Origin of the sequence: Desulfitobacterium dehalogenans ATCC 51507, from assembly GCF_000243155.2 — a bacterium.
GTDB classification, from domain to species: Bacteria; Bacillota; Desulfitobacteriia; order Desulfitobacteriales; family Desulfitobacteriaceae; genus Desulfitobacterium; species Desulfitobacterium dehalogenans.
In genome coordinates, this window is sequence record NC_018017.1 from 2,038,047 (window position 1) to 2,052,878 (window position 14,832).

Sequence of the window (14,832 nt, forward strand, 5' to 3'; positions counted from 1 at the left end):
AAATATAAGGGAGGCTTAAGAATGTCTAAGGAAAAGAAAGAAGAACTGAAAAGGGAAAAACTTTCGCGTAGAGATTTCTTAAAGAACGCGGGTATTATGACTGCGGGTACGGCCGTAGGTGCCGGCTTCCTGCTCTCGGGCTGCAGCCAGGGAACACAAGGGGAAACTGCAAAACCTCAAGCTGCTGAAGCAAAGCCCTGGCTACCGGAAAAATGGGATAAGGAAACGGATGTCGTCGTTGTAGGTACTGGCTGCGGTCTAGCTGCTGCTATTGAAGCAAAAAATGCCGGATCAGATGTTATCGTCCTTGAAAAAAATGATTGGGCCGGCGGACTGTATAAAACGGCAGGGGGTCACGCCATCCTTGGTGGGACACGGATTCAGAAGGAAGGAGGAATACAGGATAGCCTGGAAGATTGGTTTGAAGATGAAATGAAAGCCAGCGGATACCGTGGGGTACCTGAGCTGATTCGTACTTATGTAGAAAGAGGACCGGAACTTATCGAATGGATGGAATCCATGGGCTTTAAATGGTACGCCACTGTGGGGAATTCTAGTCCGGAAGTTCATCGTGCCAATCGTTCCCACTATCCGGCAGCCAATCCGGGAGTATACGATGCTAAAGCCAACAATCCCATGAGTTTTGGCTTGGCCTGGACCACAGTCTGGGAAAAAAAGCTTCAGGAAATGGGTGTTCCTATCCTTTTCAAACACCGGATGAGGAAGGTTTACCGGGAACCCGGTGGTCCGGTTCTGGGGATATCCGTAGAAACTCCGGAAGGCATGATTGCTATTAAAGCCCGTAAAGGCGTCATACTTTGTACAGGAACCTGGACGGATAACTACCGCATGGCTCAGGCTTGGGACCCACGGGTCGTGGGACCGGATTGTTTTGGGGACGGAGGTACCCCGGCCGACGGAACACTGTTTGTCGACAGTGCCGGTGACGGTCATTTCGCAGCTGCTGAGATTGGGGCCGGCTTCAGCGATATGTCCTTTACTTCATACATCTATCTCTTCTATGGTTCTCGTTCATACTGGGGTTGGGAACCGCCCGATTTCAAAACAGCAGCTTATTACGCCGATGGAAAGGGAATTTCGCGTCCTGCCGCCTTCTTTGAGCGGGTTATTTTGGTAAAAAACGATGGTTCCCGTTATATTAATGAAATAGAGGGAGCGAAGAAAGCTGACCCGGCCAAAGGTGAAGCCGGCGGTCTGAACGAAAACCCTGAATGGCCCTACACAGCCAAATACCTTAGCCTGCCCCAGCCTCGAAATGTTTGGGCGATAGCCGACTCTGACAGTGCTGCAGCCTTGAAATGGCCAATTGAGGACTTGAAGAATCCGAACCCCAAGAAGGGGCTTATGTTTGATCCGGCCTGCATCGCTATCGCCGACAGTATTCCCGAATTGGCGGAAAAAATGGGTATTCCAGTTGCGGAATTGGAGAAAACCATCAACCGTTACAATGGTTTCGTCGATGCAGGCAAGGATGAGGATTTTGGCAAAACCACTCTATTCAAGATTGCCAAACCGCCTTTCTACGGGCTGAAAGCCTCCTTGATCCGTCATACCCAACGCAATGGTATCCGTGTTAATACCAAATCCCAAGTCATTGAACAGGCCGACCAACTGCTGGATACAAAGGCAAAGCAATTGATGGAAGCATTTCCATTGACCAGGAAAAAGTCATTCCTCATCTCTATGCCGCAGGTGAGTTAGGGAATGCCATGGGCTGGAGACGTCCACACGGTTCCTTGGGGAACTATGCCACCGTCGCCCGCATTGCTGGGGAGAATGCGGCCAAGGAGACGTCATGGGGGTAATGGCACATCAAGTAATTCTTGAGATTGTTGAGGCTCCCTTTACGGCAATAAATCCAGGAGCTTTTATTATTATAAAAGCCAGAGTGACTTGTCCTATGCGATGCAATTTTAAGGCCGATAAAGTCCGAATCATTAACCATGATGGAAAGGTGATTAAAGAAGCTCCACTGGTTATCCCTATGGGCACGGCCTTTGAAACGGATCCGATAGTCCTTAAAGCGCCGATCTTGGCAGGAAGCTTTACCTGGAAGGCTTGTTATTACGAGCAAGAGAAAGAAGGAATCACCCACCTGGAGACTTCGGTTCCTGTTTCCTTTACAGTAAAGCCCCTTCACATGACCGGCATAGCCATCTGGGATGTGCCCTCACCCGTAGTGGCCAAGGAAACTATGAAATTCAAGGTTGGGGTGAAATGCTCTGCGGATTGCCGGCTCACCGGTCAAGTGATCAAAGTCTATAATCACAAAAACAGGGAAGTGGCTACAGCAAAACTTGGCGATAAACCTTGGGCGGAAACTCAAGCACTCTATTGGACAGAGGTGAAATTACTGGCCCCTGATCAAGCAGGCAGCTACAATTGGCAGGTAAAATTTCCTGAGCAGGATAGGGAGACCCCACACCTGGAGACAGAGTCCTCCTTTAGTTTCAGAGTGGCGAACCCGCCTGAATGTACCGTAAATGTAAAAGTAATGGACGGGAAGGATAGGACCCCTATTCAAGGAGCTGCCGTAATACTTCACCCTTACAAGGGGGAGACGGATGAACAAGGAAAAGCCTGCTTTGAGATAACAAAAGGGGAATATCAGCTTTATGTAGGCGGGCTAAATTCCTATGAAAGCCGGCAAAGCAAAATAATTGTCCAGCAAAGCACATATATGGAAGTAGAGCTGGAGAGTTCAAACTTTATGGGAGATTAGGAAGATAGAGGAAAGAAAGTTACATAACAAAGCAGGCCTTTGAAAAATAGTTTAAGGCCTGCTTTGTTTTAGGAATCATACCAGCTATTATAGAAAAAATAAATTTAAAAGAATTGTTATATACAAGGTGTTTTTTCTTGCGATTCTTATAGAATAAATCTATACTTGTAATTATATCAGTTTTCTATATAGAGGATAATAGGGGTGGAGAACTATGAGTATGAATTTTATCAAAAAATTACCGCCGGCGGAAGAAATTATTGCCCACTTGCCTTTGAGCAAGGAGGTTACTGAACTCCGGGATAAACGAGTGGAAGAGATGAGAAAGATCCTGACCAATGAAGATCAACGATTCATGTTGATTATTGGTCCTTGCTCCGCAGATCATGAGGATCCCGTTTGTGAGTATATTGAACGATTAGCCAAAGTGCAGGAAAAGGTCAAAGATGCCATCCTGATCGTGCCCAGGATCTATACCAATAAGCCACGCACCACAGGAGAAGGCTATAAAGGAATGGTTCATCAGCCGGATCCGGAAAAAGCACCGGATATGTGTGAAGGTATTAAAGCCATTCGCCGCTTGCATATTCGCGCCGTATCGGAATTTGGGATGCCGGCTGCTGATGAGATGCTCTATCCGGAGAACTATAGTTATCTCGCAGATGTCTTAGGGTATGTTGCCATCGGAGCCCGTTCCGTCGAAAACCAACAGCATCGCCTCACGGTCAGTGGCGTTGAACTTCCGGTGGGGATGAAAAACCCCACCAGCGGCGATATTACCGTCATGTTTAATTCATTAATTGCTGCCCAAAGCGACCATTCCTTCATCTATAATGGGTGGGAAGTTGAAACCACGGGGAATCCATATGCTCATGCCATTTTAAGGGGAGCAGTAAATGCTAACGGGGAAAATATCCCCAATTACCATTTTGAAAATCTCATTCAGACTGCCCAGGAGTATGAGCGACTCGAATTAGCCAATCCAGCCATTATCGTGGATGTGAATCATGCCAACTCCATGAAGCGCTATTACGAACAGCCGCGTATTTCCCGGGAGGTACTGCTCAGTCGCAAGTACGATTCCTTGCTGAAGAAAATGATCAAAGGCTTGATGATCGAGAGCTATCTGGAGGAAGGCCGGCAGGGCATCGGGGAAAATATCTATGGGAAATCCATTACAGATGCTTGCTTAGGTTGGGAAAGTACGGAGAAATTAATTTATTTTATAGCTGAGAATGTTTAACCACCGCAATGTTTAGCCAGACTATCCCGGAACAGGCGGAGATGATGTTCTTCATCCTTGATAATACGTGCTAAGAGCGCTTGGATGTAGGGATCCTGAATCTGCTGAATATGGTTCCGGTAATTGTGGATGGCTGCTTCCTCGGCCTGGATATCGGCGCGCAGCTGGGCACAAAAATCAAAATCGTGATAACTCACATAGAGAGGGGTCCAAGGCTGCTGGCAGCCATCCCAATAGCGGGCATTTCCTCCTAAGAGCAGAATCGTTTCTCCTAACATCTCCAGATGCTTCATCTCAATGATGCTTATCCCTTCTTGCAGAGCAGCAACCTCGCTCCAAGCGGGGTGAGTATCCATCTGCATATGATGATGGACATACTGCATTATGGCGGTAAGCTCGCTGACTTGGCCGGCATAATCGTCATACAGGAGCTGGGCATAGTATGGGTTTTCGCCTAACACTTTAATTTCAGGATAAGGTTCATCCACACGGTATTTCTCATAGGACTGGGGGCGGGACTTGTCAGGAAGTTTGATGACTTGACCTGGAAAAATGAGAGTAGGGTTTTGTATCTGGGGATTAGCTTGTTGCAGCTCTTCTAAAGATAGACCATGTTTTTGCGCTATGAGGTAGAAAGTGTCCCCGGGTTGAACGGTATAGTCCATTCGCATTCCCTCCATTAGTATTCCGTAGGTAACACATCCGAGTTTGATCCTAATTATTAATGCCTATGTCAGGAATTTAAGCATTATAACTGTTGGTCATAGAAGGTGCTCTTTTAATGTCTTATGACTTGTGCTATACTTTAACTAGAATTACAACTGCATAATCACTAGGGGGGCCGAATAAGGTCGGCTGAGATAAAGGACCGAAGAATCCTTTGACCCTTAACCTGATCTGGGTAATGCCAGCGTAGGGAAGGTGGACAATAACATGCGTTTATTAGAATACAGACCTACCTGGGTCTGTATTTTTTTTATTTTACATAAGAAAGGTGTGGTTTAATTGACACAATTGGAAGAAGCAAGAAAAGGAAATGTTACTACGGAAATGGCCAAGGCGGCTGAATTGGAGGGAATTACGGGGGAGGAACTGAGGCAAAAAATCGCCATAGGTGAAGCGGTTTTACCCTGCAACATCAACCACAAGGGTCTTCAGCCCATCGCTGTCGGTAAGGGCTTATCTACGAAAGTAAATGCCAACATCGGAACTTCCGACACCTATCCGGAGTTAGCCAATGAAATGAGAAAACTGGATGTTGCTCTGGCGGCTGGTGCACATTCCATCATGGATTTAAGTACAGGCGGAGATATCGATGAAGTCAGAAGAACCATTATCCGGCACTGTCCGGTCATGGTTGGAACGGTTCCTTTATACCAGGTCATGGTGGATACGCATCAGACCGGCCGGGGCTTAGTGGAAATGACGGATGAGGAAATATTCGCCGGGATAGAAAAACATTGCCAGGATGGAGCGGATTTTATTACGGTTCACTGTGGGGTAACCTTAGAGGTCATTCAGGAGCTCAAGGAGCAGGGACGGGTGATGGATATTGTTTCCCGGGGAGGTTCCTTTATCACCGCCTGGATGCTGCATCATAAGAAACAAAACCCTCTTTTTGAGCAGTACGATCGCCTGTTAAAGATTGCATTAAAGTATGACGTTACTTTGAGTTTGGGAGATGGCCTGCGGCCAGGTTGTTTAGCCGACGCCACAGACGGTCCCCAAATCAAAGAGCTGATCACTTTGGGGGGCTTGGTCAAACGGGCCCAGGAAGCAGGAGTACAGGTTATGGTGGAAGGCCCCGGACATGTTCCCTTAGATCAAATTAAAGCAAATATGCAGTTGGAAAAAACCCTCTGCCATAATGCCCCTTTCTATGTCTTAGGCCCTTTGGTTACCGATGTTGCTCCAGGATATGACCATATTACATCTGCCATTGGGGGAGCCATCGCGGCTTCCAGCGGTGCGGACTTCCTCTGTTATGTAACCCCTGCTGAGCATCTTGGCTTGCCCACGGAAGAGGATGTTAAGGAAGGGGTCATTGCCGCCCGTATCGCGGCTCATGCAGCAGACCTGGTTAAGGGGGTTAAAGGGGCTTGGGAATGGGATCTGGAAATGGCTAAAGCCCGCAAGGCTCTGGATTGGACAAAACAAATCGAGCTTTCCATCGATCCGGAAAAAGCGGGGCGAATGCGAAAGGAAAAAAATGAAGACAACCAGGAACGCTGCACTATGTGCGGCAAGTTCTGCGCCTATCAATTAATCAGCGACTATATGGGAACCCCTTTTAAAGGATGTTAAAACGATCTTTTGAAAATCAATCTTAATGAAAGAAGGAGAGAGTTATGAAAGAAAAGTTGATAGAAGCTCTTCAAGCCGTCAAACAAAAAACTCCCTTGGTCCATGCTATTACCAATGTTGTTACAGTCAATGACTGTGCCAATAGTTTGCTGGCCATTGGAGCATCCCCTGCCATGTGCGAAGCAGTGGATGAGGTGTTTGAATTCAGTCAGATTGCCAGTTCCCTGTATCTGAATTTCGGAACGTTTACCCAGGAACAGGAAATGGCAGTCTATCTGGCTACCCGGGGAGCGGATTTAAAAGGGATTCCGGTGATCCTTGATCCCGTAGCCTGCGGCGCCATTCCCCGTAAAAAAGTGACGATTGAAAGATTGCGCCATTTTGGCCGGTTTACGGTTATTAAAGGAAATTTGGGCGAGATAAAGGCTTTGGCCGGGCTGGAAGCCAGGGTCAGAGGGGTGGATTCTCTTGATGAAGGAAAGGATGGTCTGGAAGCTTGTCAAAGTCTGGCCAGAGCGTACGGGTGCGTAGTAGCCGCTACGGGCAAGGTGGATATCATTACTGACGGAAAAAATTCCTGTTTTATTAAAAATGGAACCGAGATGCTGACCCGGATTACTGGGGCAGGCTGTATGGCGGGGGCGTTGGTGGCTGGTTTCTGCGGGGCTTATAAAGATGCTTTCTGGGCAACGGCAGCGGCCTTGATGACCATGTCTCTGGCGGGAGAATTGGCCCAGGAAACATCCGGTGGGGTACTGCCGGGAACTTTCCGGGCTCACTTGATTGATCAAATCAGCCTGGTGGATGGGGAACTGATGGAGAAAAGAGGGCGGGCGCAATGGCTGTAGATTATAGCCTTTATTTGGTCACGGACCGAATTTTAGTAGGGTCGAAAGATTTTTTACTGTCCCTTAGAAAAGCTTTGGAGGGTGGAGTGACCTTGCTCCAACTGCGGGAAAAGGAGGCGAATTCTCGGGATTTTTATGAAATTGGGTTAAAAGTAAAAGAGATGGCAGCTGAGTTCCGGGTACCTCTGATCATCAATGATCGGGTGGATCTGGCCCTGGCCCTGGATGCCGATGGGGTGCATATAGGTCAAAAGGATCTCCCTATCGAAGTGGTCCGAAACATGATCGGCTCCGACAAAATCCTCGGCTATTCTGTTTCCAGCCTGGAAGAAGCACTCTGGGGGGAGAGGCTGGGAGCGGATTATCTGGGGGCCGGCCCGGTCTTTCCGACAGGGAGTAAAAAGGATGCTTCAGAGGCAATCGGTTTAGCAACCCTTAAAAAAATCAAAGACAGTGTCAATCTTCCGGTTGTCGGCATCGGCGGCATCGGACCGGCAAACCTCAAGGAAGTGAAAGAGACAGGGATTGACGGCATCTCCATAATTTCAGCAATTCTAAGTCAGGAGGATCCTTATGCTGCCGCAAAGGGTTTGGGGGATTTATGGAAGAGCAGGGAGATCAATGAATATTGAAAAGAGGAGGGATCGGGTTGAAAAATCTTTTAACCATTGCCGGCTCGGACTCTAGCGGCGGAGCGGGTATCCAAGCGGATTTGAAGACTTTTTCTGCCTTAGGGGTTTATGGGATGAGCGTCATAACCGCGGTGACCGCTCAAAATACTCTGGGGGTGGATGAGGTCGCCGAGATAGGACGGGATATGGTTAAAGCTCAAATCGACGCAGTTTTCAGGGATATCCCGGTGCATGCCGTAAAAATAGGAATGGTGTCCAATCCGGAGATCATCGAACAAATCGCCCTATCATTGAAAGAATGGAAGGCCTCCAATATTGTCGTCGATCCGGTAATGATCTCTAAAAGCGGTTACTCTCTTCTAAAACCGGAGGCTGTGGCAACTCTGAAGCAGGAATTGATCCCCATGGCCCGGGTCATTACGCCTAACCTGCCTGAAGCCTGCTGCCTGCTGGATATTGAAGCCCTAGCTGAGGAGGGTATGGAGCTTGCTGCTCGGGAGCTCCATCAATTAGGGCCAGATAGTGTTCTTATTAAAGGAGGACATTTAAAAGGAGCTGCCAACGACCTTCTTTTTGACGGAGAGGATTTTTCCTGGTTTAAGGCACCCCATTTAAACCAAAAGCATACCCATGGCACCGGATGTACCCTTTCATCAGCCCTTGCGGCTCATTTAGCCTTGGGCTATGATCTAAAAACAACTGTACAAAAATCAAAAGATTATCTTTTTGGAGCCATCGAGCACGCCCTTCCCTTGGGGCATGGTGTTGGGCCGGTGCACCATTTTTATCGAATAGCTTATCGGTAGACTGGAAGGATCATCACCATAAAGCCTACAGACCAAAGTCCGATTTTGGACCGAGGTCTGTTTTTTATTGACTTGGTGTTATCCGCTTTGTTTGCGGATAGAATAGGAGTGAATCCTTGATTTTATATTTCCGGTAGATGAGGTAAGCCAATGCCTATAGTAACTCTCTCCGATGGAAAGCTCCATTACTTGGATCGTGGAACAGGTAAGCCCCTTGTCTTTATTCATGGACTTGGAGCGAACCTGAGCTTCCATGACCCGCAAATTGAGTTTTTCAGTCGGACTCACCGGGTCATTTGCCCTGAGTTACGGGGCAATGCCCGGTCCAGCAAACTCACCGGCCCTATCCACAAGATCCTGGACATCCAGTGTCAGGATGTGGCAGCCTTAATGGAGCATTTGGGTATTGAGCGAAGCGTTTTGGCGGGCACGTCTTACGGCGGTGTCTTATGTTTTAACTTTGTTCTTCGTTATCCTGAGAAGGTTTCCGGGTTGATCATTGGGGATGCTCTGGGAGACACTCAAATAAGCAGCTTCAGGGAAGCTCTTCTTATGTTCGTGCAATACATAGGGCTATGGGGGCTTTACCTCCCCAAGCCCTTGCTGATTTCTATGGTGAAGCATCAATACAAACAATGGCCTTATGCACGGGACCATGTGGTGAACTTTGTCAGAGGTATGCGACGGACAGAATTTCTGCTTCAGCTTTTGGCAATGAATCGAATTGATTTTTCTCCTTATCTTAAGCAAGTAAGTTGCCCTGCCTTGGGAATTGTAGGAGAGCAAAATAAAGTGGGGGTGGGCTGGATGAAAAGTGCTATGAAGGAAATTCCTCACTCTTCCCTGGAAATCGTTCCTCATTCCTTGGATCCTACGAATCTGTGTCAGCCCGAACGATACAACTATTTAGTGAAAGAATTTCTGGAAAGACTGAACTATATATAAATGAGAGGGAAAGCTATCCATCTTCCTATGTCGTAATAAAATTATAGAATGATAACATTTATCATTTGGCTAGCGGAGATTTTTGTGCTAGGATAATTATGTCAGCGGTTTTGGAGGTTTATTGCCAGACCAGGGGAGCTGTACCAGGATTCTTTTCTAGATACGACAACGATTAGCAGAAAGAGTGGAGTTTCGAAGTGACTATTTTTAAGCGTTTTATCAGCTACTACAAGCCCTACCGAGTGCTTTTTTACACGGATATGCTGTGTGCAATCATCGTATCCGCCATTGATTTGTCCTTTCCCATGATTCTAAGCTATTTGATCAACAGGGTATTTACTCAGGGGCGGGAAGTTATTCTGGACACAATCCTTGCGGTGGGTATAGCCCTATTGGCTATGTACATCATCAAATATTTTTGTCAGTTTTTTATCGTTTCCTACGGACATATCATGGGTGCAAAAATGGAAACGGATATGCGGCGGGATCTGTTCACCCATCTGCAGAAATTATCCTTCTCCTATTATGACAAACGCAATACGGGAGAGCTTATGTCCCGGCTGGTTGCGGATTTATTCGATATCTCGGAGTTAGCTCACCACGGACCCGAGAATCTCTTTATATCGATTTTAAAAATTGTCGGTTCCTTTGTTATCTTAATGACCCTTAATGTCCAAATGACTCTTGCACTCTCGATTGTAACCCTTATTATTATTGTTTTCAGCCTCTATAAAAATAAAGTAATGCAGCCCATCTTCAGTGATAACCGTGTCAAAATCGCCAAGGTGAATTCCAGTGTTCAAGATAGTCTGGCGGGAATTCGGGTGGTCCAATCCTTTGCCAATGAGGGGATCGAGAAGAAGAAATTTGCCCGAAGCAATGAAGCTTTCCTCGAATCGAAAACAGGAGCCTATAAGGTCATGGGCGGGTTCCACGCCTGGAACTCCTTCTTTGAAGGGCTGCTCTACATCGTGGTGGTCGTCACAGGGGGCATTCATATTGCCAACGGGACCTTAAGGGCTTCTGATCTGGCGGTGTATATTCTTTACATCAATATCTTTATTAATCCGATTGATGTTTTGATCAACTTTACGGAGCAATTCCAGAAGGGTTACGCGGGCTTTAAGCGCTTTGTAGAGGTTCTGGAGACCCACCCGGATATTAAAGATGAACCTGGGGCAAGACCTTTAACCCAGGTCAAAGGGGATATTGAGTATCAGAATGTCTCCTTCCGCTATGATGAGGAGGAATCCCATGTTCTCAATCAGGTCAGTCTGAAGATCAAAGCAGGTGAAACCATTGCCTTGGTAGGTCCTTCCGGCGGTGGGAAAACCACTCTGTGTTCCTTATTGCCGAGATTTTACGAAGTGACTTCCGGAACCATAACCATCGATGGTCAGGATATTCGTAAGGTGAATCTGGCCTCCCTGCGCAATGCCATCGGGGTAGTCCAACAGGATGTTTACCTGTTTGATGGAAGCATTAAGCAAAATATCGCCTATGGTAAAGCGGGAGCCACCGATGAAGAAATCATTGAGGCAGCGAAAAAGGCCAATATCCATGAGTTTATTACATCTCTTGAAGAGGGTTATGACACCTATGTCGGTGAGCGGGGAGTAAGACTTTCCGGCGGTCAAAAACAGCGACTGTCCATTGCCCGGGTTTTCTTAAAGAATCCTCCCGTCTTGATACTGGATGAAGCCACCTCAGCCTTGGATAATGAGAGTGAACGCTATATTCAAAAATCTCTGGAGGAGCTGGCTCAGAACCGGACCACGATTGTTATTGCTCACCGTTTAAGCACGATTCGCAATGCCGATGAAATTATCGTAATCACAGATGAGGGAATTAAAGAAAGAGGAAATCACCAGGAACTCCTAGAAATAGATGGAATATATAGCCATTACTACAGAATGCAATTTGAGGGATTGGAAGAATGATTCCTCTGCACGATGTTTGCTCGGGTCGTGTAGCTTTACGCACAACGCTCACTCCATAGCTCCAGGGCTAGTCAACTCGCTTTCTTAACAGTCGAGCCAAACCCCTGGGTAGTACCTGATGTGAACCGGTGGCTCGTCTAAGTTAAGAAAGCCTCGCTGACCTAGACCGCCCCTCCGCTAAATTCGTTCGCTCTTGTGCGTAAAGCTACGCTTGGAGGTCTTTTTAGCACTTCTTTTTTTCAGAGTGGAAATTAGTTATTGCAGCTGAAGCAAAGTTTAAACTAAAAAAATAAGAGAGCGGGGAATATAAGATGGAAGATATCGGAGGAGAGCAGCGGTATGACCAATCTCCAGTCAAGAAGCTTGCCATTTTAACAGGGGGCGGAGACTGCCCTGGGTTGAATGCGGTGATTCGTGCCGCTGTAAAAACAGCTTGCCATCGTGGCATAGAGGTTGTGGGGATTCAGGATGGTTTTCGGGGGGCTGTGGAAGGGGATTTCCGCCCCTTAGGACCTAAGGACGTCTCCGGTATTTTACCCCGGGGAGGAACTATTTTGGGAACCACCAACCGGGATAATCCTTTTGCCTATCCCACACGGGTCGGAGAAGAGCGGCAGACCCAGGATCGTTCCGATGAAGTGATGGAGAGGTTTAAAGCGGAAGGAATTGATGCCCTCATCGCTATCGGAGGAGACGGAAGCTTAAGTATCGCTTTGGAGTTTGCCAAAAAAGGGCTTAATGTGGTAGGTGTTCCCAAAACCATCGACAATGATCTGATGTGCACGGATTTGACCTTCGGCTTTCAGACCGCTGTGGCCACTGCACAGGATGCTTTGGACCGGCTCCATACGACAGCCGAATCTCACCATCGCATCATGATTTTAGAGGTCATGGGACGATATGCCGGTTGGATCGCTCTCTATGCCGGGGTGGCAGGGGGAGCGGATGTCATCTTAATTCCGGAAATTCCTTATCAGCTTGAGAGTATCGCCAAAGCTGTCCAGGGACGAGCCCGTCTGGGGAAACACTTCAGCATCATTGTAGTGGCTGAAGGTGCGAAACCTCACGGGGGAGAAATGGTTGTGGAACGCACTATGCCAGGGAGAACGGATCCTATTAAATTGGGTGGAATCGGGGCAAAGCTGGCAGCGGATTTAGAGAAGATCACCGATATGGAGACCCGGGTAACTGTGCTGGGGCATTTGCAGCGGGGAGGTTCTCCCATCGCTGTGGATCGGGTTCTGTCCACACGCTATGGGGTGGCTGCCGTCGAAGCCGCTTTGGATGGTGATTTTGGCATGATGGTGGCATTGCAGGGACAAGATATCGTTAGAGTGCCTATGGCAGAAGCCGTTCATAAGCTCAAGAAGGTGGAGATTGACGACCCTGTCTTAAAAGCTGCACGAAGCATGGGTATCGAATTTGGCGATTAAAGCTAGTCGGGAATTTAGGTTAGAGAGATCTATTGCAGGTATTTAATGGAGGGATTGGCTTGACCACAGTGGCATTGATCATTGCCATTCTGCTGTTTATCCTAGGTTTATTAGGCACTGTTCTGCCCATTTTGCCGGGGGCTATTCTCATTTACGGCGGCATGTTGATTTATGGGCTGATGACAGGATTTGCAACCCTGGATTTTAGCTTCTACTTTATCCAGGGTCTCGTCTTTGCTTTTATATTTCTGGTGGATTATCTGGCTACTGCCGCAGGAACACGCCGCTTTGGCGGAAGCAAGCAAGCAGGCTGGGGAGCAGCCGCGGGGATGATTGTCGGGCTCTTTTTTGGTCCCCTGGGAATCCTTGTCGGACCTTTTTTGGGTGCTGTGGGGGCGGAATTGCTGCGTAAAACAGAGTTTAACCAGGCAATCCGCGTAGGCTTTGGTACCTTAGTAGGACTCCTGGGAGGAACAATCATCAAGCTTGGTGTGGAAATCCTCATGATCATTTACTTCTTTATTAAAATTTAAGGGTAAAGTCCGGCCAGCTGAGGCCGGATTTTTAATGGTCCAAAGGCTCAAAAACGGTAGCTTTAATGACCTGGAAGGTAAAAGTTAATAATTGTCAAAGATAAAGGTCAAATATGGTCAGAAATCAATATTGAAGTTTTTGGGTAAAAAGTTTACACTAATATCAGAGAAGGTCAGAAACGTATATGCAGAGGTGTCTTCTATGTAAAATTTAATTTCCGTGCCACGAGTCATTTCCTTTACCAGAGTTAAAGAAGAAGAGATTAAAGCCAAATATGAAGATGGGGTACTCCAGGTAACCCTGCCCAAAATGGAAACATCTGCACCGAAGAAACATCAAAATCGACATTGACTAAGGGAGGACGCACAGTTCCCCTTTTCACCATATTATGGAGTGAACACCCGCTGATGAATACCCAAGGAAAGAAACTATTAAACTAGGGAATGAAGGGAGGGGATGTCCTTTGCAATATAAGGATTATTATCAAATTCTTGGTGTGGAGAAAAAGGCAACTCTCGAGGAAGTCAAAAAGGCTTATCGAAAGCTCACCAAAAAGTATCACCCGGATATTAATCCGGGCAATAAGGAAGCTGAAGAAAAGTATAAAGAGATCAATGAAGCCTACGAAGTCCTCGGAGATCCTGAAAAACGAAAGAAATATGATAGCTTTGGCAATGAATTCAACTACCAGAACGGCTATAATTTTGACCCCTCCCAATTTGGATTCGGGAATGGTCAGTTTGAATTCAAGACCACTGGAGGAGGCAATTACAGCGATTTCTTCAACCTCTTCTTTGGAGAAGGGGGCTTGGATTTAGGTAACCTCTTTGGTCAAAAAGATCCCCGATTCCGGGGAACACGTTCCCAGTTTGTTTATCCAGGAGAGGATGTTGAGTCGGAATTGCGCATTACCCTGGAAGAAGGCTTTCAAGGCGCCGAAAAACAGATATCCCTGAGAGGCAGGACCGAGCAGAAAAGTCTCTCAGTGAAAATTCCCAAGGGGATCAAAGAAGGAGAAAAGATTCGGCTCAAAGGACAAGGTGAACAAGGGGTTAATGGGGGAGAGAATGGAGATTTATATCTAACCCTTCGTTTTCATCCTCATAGTCATTATTCTCTGGAAGGGATTAATCTCACCACAACCGTTGATATTCTCCCTTGGGATGCAGCCTTAGGGTCCGAAGTTACGGTGAAAACCCTGGACTCTACAATCAAAGTCAGAATACCTTCCGGGATACAAACGGATAATAAGATTCGTGTCGCCGGAAAAGGGTATATCGATCGGAACGAGACGCGGGGGGACCTCTATATTAAAGTGCGAATAATTAACCCAAGCTCCATTAGTCCCGAAATGAAGAGCCTGTTTGAAAAGTTAAAGGATCTATCCTAGGAGCAATAATCGGT

General features: G+C 47.0%; 14 protein-coding genes and 1 riboswitch. Of the genes, 13 read left to right on the plus strand and 1 reads right to left on the minus strand.

All coding sequences use genetic code 11. The features are described from left to right. The first annotated feature begins 21 nt into the window (after window positions 1–21). From DESDE_RS09770 to DESDE_RS09780, 3 genes are all read left to right on the plus strand, one after another. Window positions 22–1,722 (plus strand): FAD-dependent oxidoreductase, encoded by a 1,701-nt coding sequence (locus tag DESDE_RS09770; RefSeq protein WP_242831379.1) that lies wholly within the window; start codon window positions 22–24, stop codon window positions 1,720–1,722. A gap of 103 nt (window positions 1,723–1,825) precedes the next feature. Next, complete coding sequence (locus DESDE_RS09775; RefSeq protein WP_242831380.1) at window positions 1,826–2,743, plus strand: hypothetical protein; 918 nt, start codon at window positions 1,826–1,828, stop codon at window positions 2,741–2,743. A 214-nt stretch (window positions 2,744–2,957) separates the two neighbouring features. Next, window positions 2,958–3,986: a 3-deoxy-7-phosphoheptulonate synthase gene (locus tag DESDE_RS09780; protein WP_028305528.1), complete on the plus strand. Its 1,029-nt coding sequence runs from the start codon at window positions 2,958–2,960 to the stop codon at window positions 3,984–3,986. Here the strand turns inward: DESDE_RS09780 and DESDE_RS09785 are convergent. Further along, the gene (locus tag DESDE_RS09785; protein WP_014793881.1) at window positions 3,983–4,651 is read right to left on the minus strand and encodes a LysM peptidoglycan-binding domain-containing protein; all 669 of its coding nucleotides are present in this window, start codon (window positions 4,649–4,651) and stop codon (window positions 3,983–3,985) included. The genes DESDE_RS09780 and DESDE_RS09785 overlap by 4 nt on opposite strands. 159 nt (window positions 4,652–4,810) lie before the next feature. Further along, window positions 4,811–4,923: riboswitch (TPP riboswitch) on the plus strand. Window positions 4,924–4,991: 68 nt separating this feature from the next. On the opposite strand from DESDE_RS09785, the gene thiC reads away from it, so the two are divergent. From thiC to DESDE_RS09830, 10 genes are all read left to right on the plus strand, one after another. Next, the gene (gene thiC / locus DESDE_RS09790) at window positions 4,992–6,290 is read left to right on the plus strand and encodes a phosphomethylpyrimidine synthase ThiC (protein ID WP_014793882.1); all 1,299 of its coding nucleotides are present in this window, start codon (window positions 4,992–4,994) and stop codon (window positions 6,288–6,290) included. A gap of 44 nt (window positions 6,291–6,334) precedes the next feature. Continuing rightward, entirely contained in the window at window positions 6,335–7,138 is an 804-nt protein-coding gene (gene thiM, locus DESDE_RS09795) for a hydroxyethylthiazole kinase (RefSeq protein ID WP_014793883.1), read from the plus strand. Further along, the gene (gene thiE, locus DESDE_RS09800) at window positions 7,129–7,770 is read left to right on the plus strand and encodes a thiamine phosphate synthase (RefSeq protein WP_014793884.1); all 642 of its coding nucleotides are present in this window, start codon (window positions 7,129–7,131) and stop codon (window positions 7,768–7,770) included. The genes thiM and thiE overlap by 10 nt, the downstream gene beginning before the upstream one ends. A gap of 17 nt (window positions 7,771–7,787) precedes the next feature. Further along, window positions 7,788–8,576 carry a bifunctional hydroxymethylpyrimidine kinase/phosphomethylpyrimidine kinase gene (gene thiD, locus DESDE_RS09805; protein ID WP_014793885.1) on the plus strand — a complete coding sequence of 263 codons (789 nt, stop codon included), beginning with the start codon at window positions 7,788–7,790 and terminating at the stop codon, window positions 8,574–8,576. 150 nt (window positions 8,577–8,726) lie between these two features. Continuing rightward, window positions 8,727–9,521, plus strand: a complete 795-nt coding sequence (locus DESDE_RS09810) for an alpha/beta fold hydrolase (RefSeq protein ID WP_014793886.1) — start codon at window positions 8,727–8,729, stop codon at window positions 9,519–9,521. A gap of 197 nt (window positions 9,522–9,718) precedes the next feature. Continuing rightward, on the plus strand, window positions 9,719–11,461 hold the full coding sequence (locus tag DESDE_RS09815; RefSeq protein WP_014793887.1) for an ABC transporter ATP-binding protein: 1,743 nt from the start codon (window positions 9,719–9,721) through the stop codon (window positions 11,459–11,461). A gap of 311 nt (window positions 11,462–11,772) precedes the next feature. Next, a complete protein-coding gene (locus DESDE_RS09820; protein ID WP_014793888.1) occupies window positions 11,773–12,894 on the plus strand; it encodes a 6-phosphofructokinase in 1,122 nt (373 codons plus the stop codon). A 59-nt stretch (window positions 12,895–12,953) separates the two neighbouring features. Continuing rightward, window positions 12,954–13,427 (plus strand): DUF456 domain-containing protein, encoded by a 474-nt coding sequence (locus tag DESDE_RS09825; RefSeq protein ID WP_014793889.1) that lies wholly within the window; start codon window positions 12,954–12,956, stop codon window positions 13,425–13,427. Window positions 13,428–13,647: 220 nt separating this feature from the next. Beyond that, window positions 13,648–13,779 (plus strand): Hsp20 family protein, encoded by a 132-nt coding sequence (locus tag DESDE_RS21160; protein ID WP_158309867.1) that lies wholly within the window; start codon window positions 13,648–13,650, stop codon window positions 13,777–13,779. Between the two features lie 112 nt (window positions 13,780–13,891). Continuing rightward, window positions 13,892–14,818: a DnaJ C-terminal domain-containing protein gene (locus DESDE_RS09830; protein ID WP_014793890.1), complete on the plus strand. Its 927-nt coding sequence runs from the start codon at window positions 13,892–13,894 to the stop codon at window positions 14,816–14,818. The last annotated feature ends 14 nt before the right edge of the window (window positions 14,819–14,832 follow it).

Bases quoted from the DNA above. Each gene is read 5' to 3' on its own strand.
- DESDE_RS09770 (WP_242831379.1), top strand. From the start codon at position 22: ATGTCTAAGGAAAAGAAAGAAGAACTGAAAAGGGAAAAACTTTCGCGT.
- DESDE_RS09775 (WP_242831380.1), top strand. From the start codon at position 1,826: ATGGCACATCAAGTAATTCTTGAGATTGTTGAGGCTCCCTTTACGGCA.
- DESDE_RS09780 (WP_028305528.1), top strand. From the start codon at position 2,958: ATGAGTATGAATTTTATCAAAAAATTACCGCCGGCGGAAGAAATTATT.
- DESDE_RS09785 (WP_014793881.1), bottom strand. From the start codon at position 4,651: ATGGACTATACCGTTCAACCCGGGGACACTTTCTACCTCATAGCGCAA.
- thiM (WP_014793883.1), top strand. From the start codon at position 6,335: ATGAAAGAAAAGTTGATAGAAGCTCTTCAAGCCGTCAAACAAAAAACT.
- thiE (WP_014793884.1), top strand. From the start codon at position 7,129: ATGGCTGTAGATTATAGCCTTTATTTGGTCACGGACCGAATTTTAGTA.
- DESDE_RS09810 (WP_014793886.1), top strand. From the start codon at position 8,727: ATGCCTATAGTAACTCTCTCCGATGGAAAGCTCCATTACTTGGATCGT.
- DESDE_RS09820 (WP_014793888.1), top strand. From the start codon at position 11,773: ATGGAAGATATCGGAGGAGAGCAGCGGTATGACCAATCTCCAGTCAAG.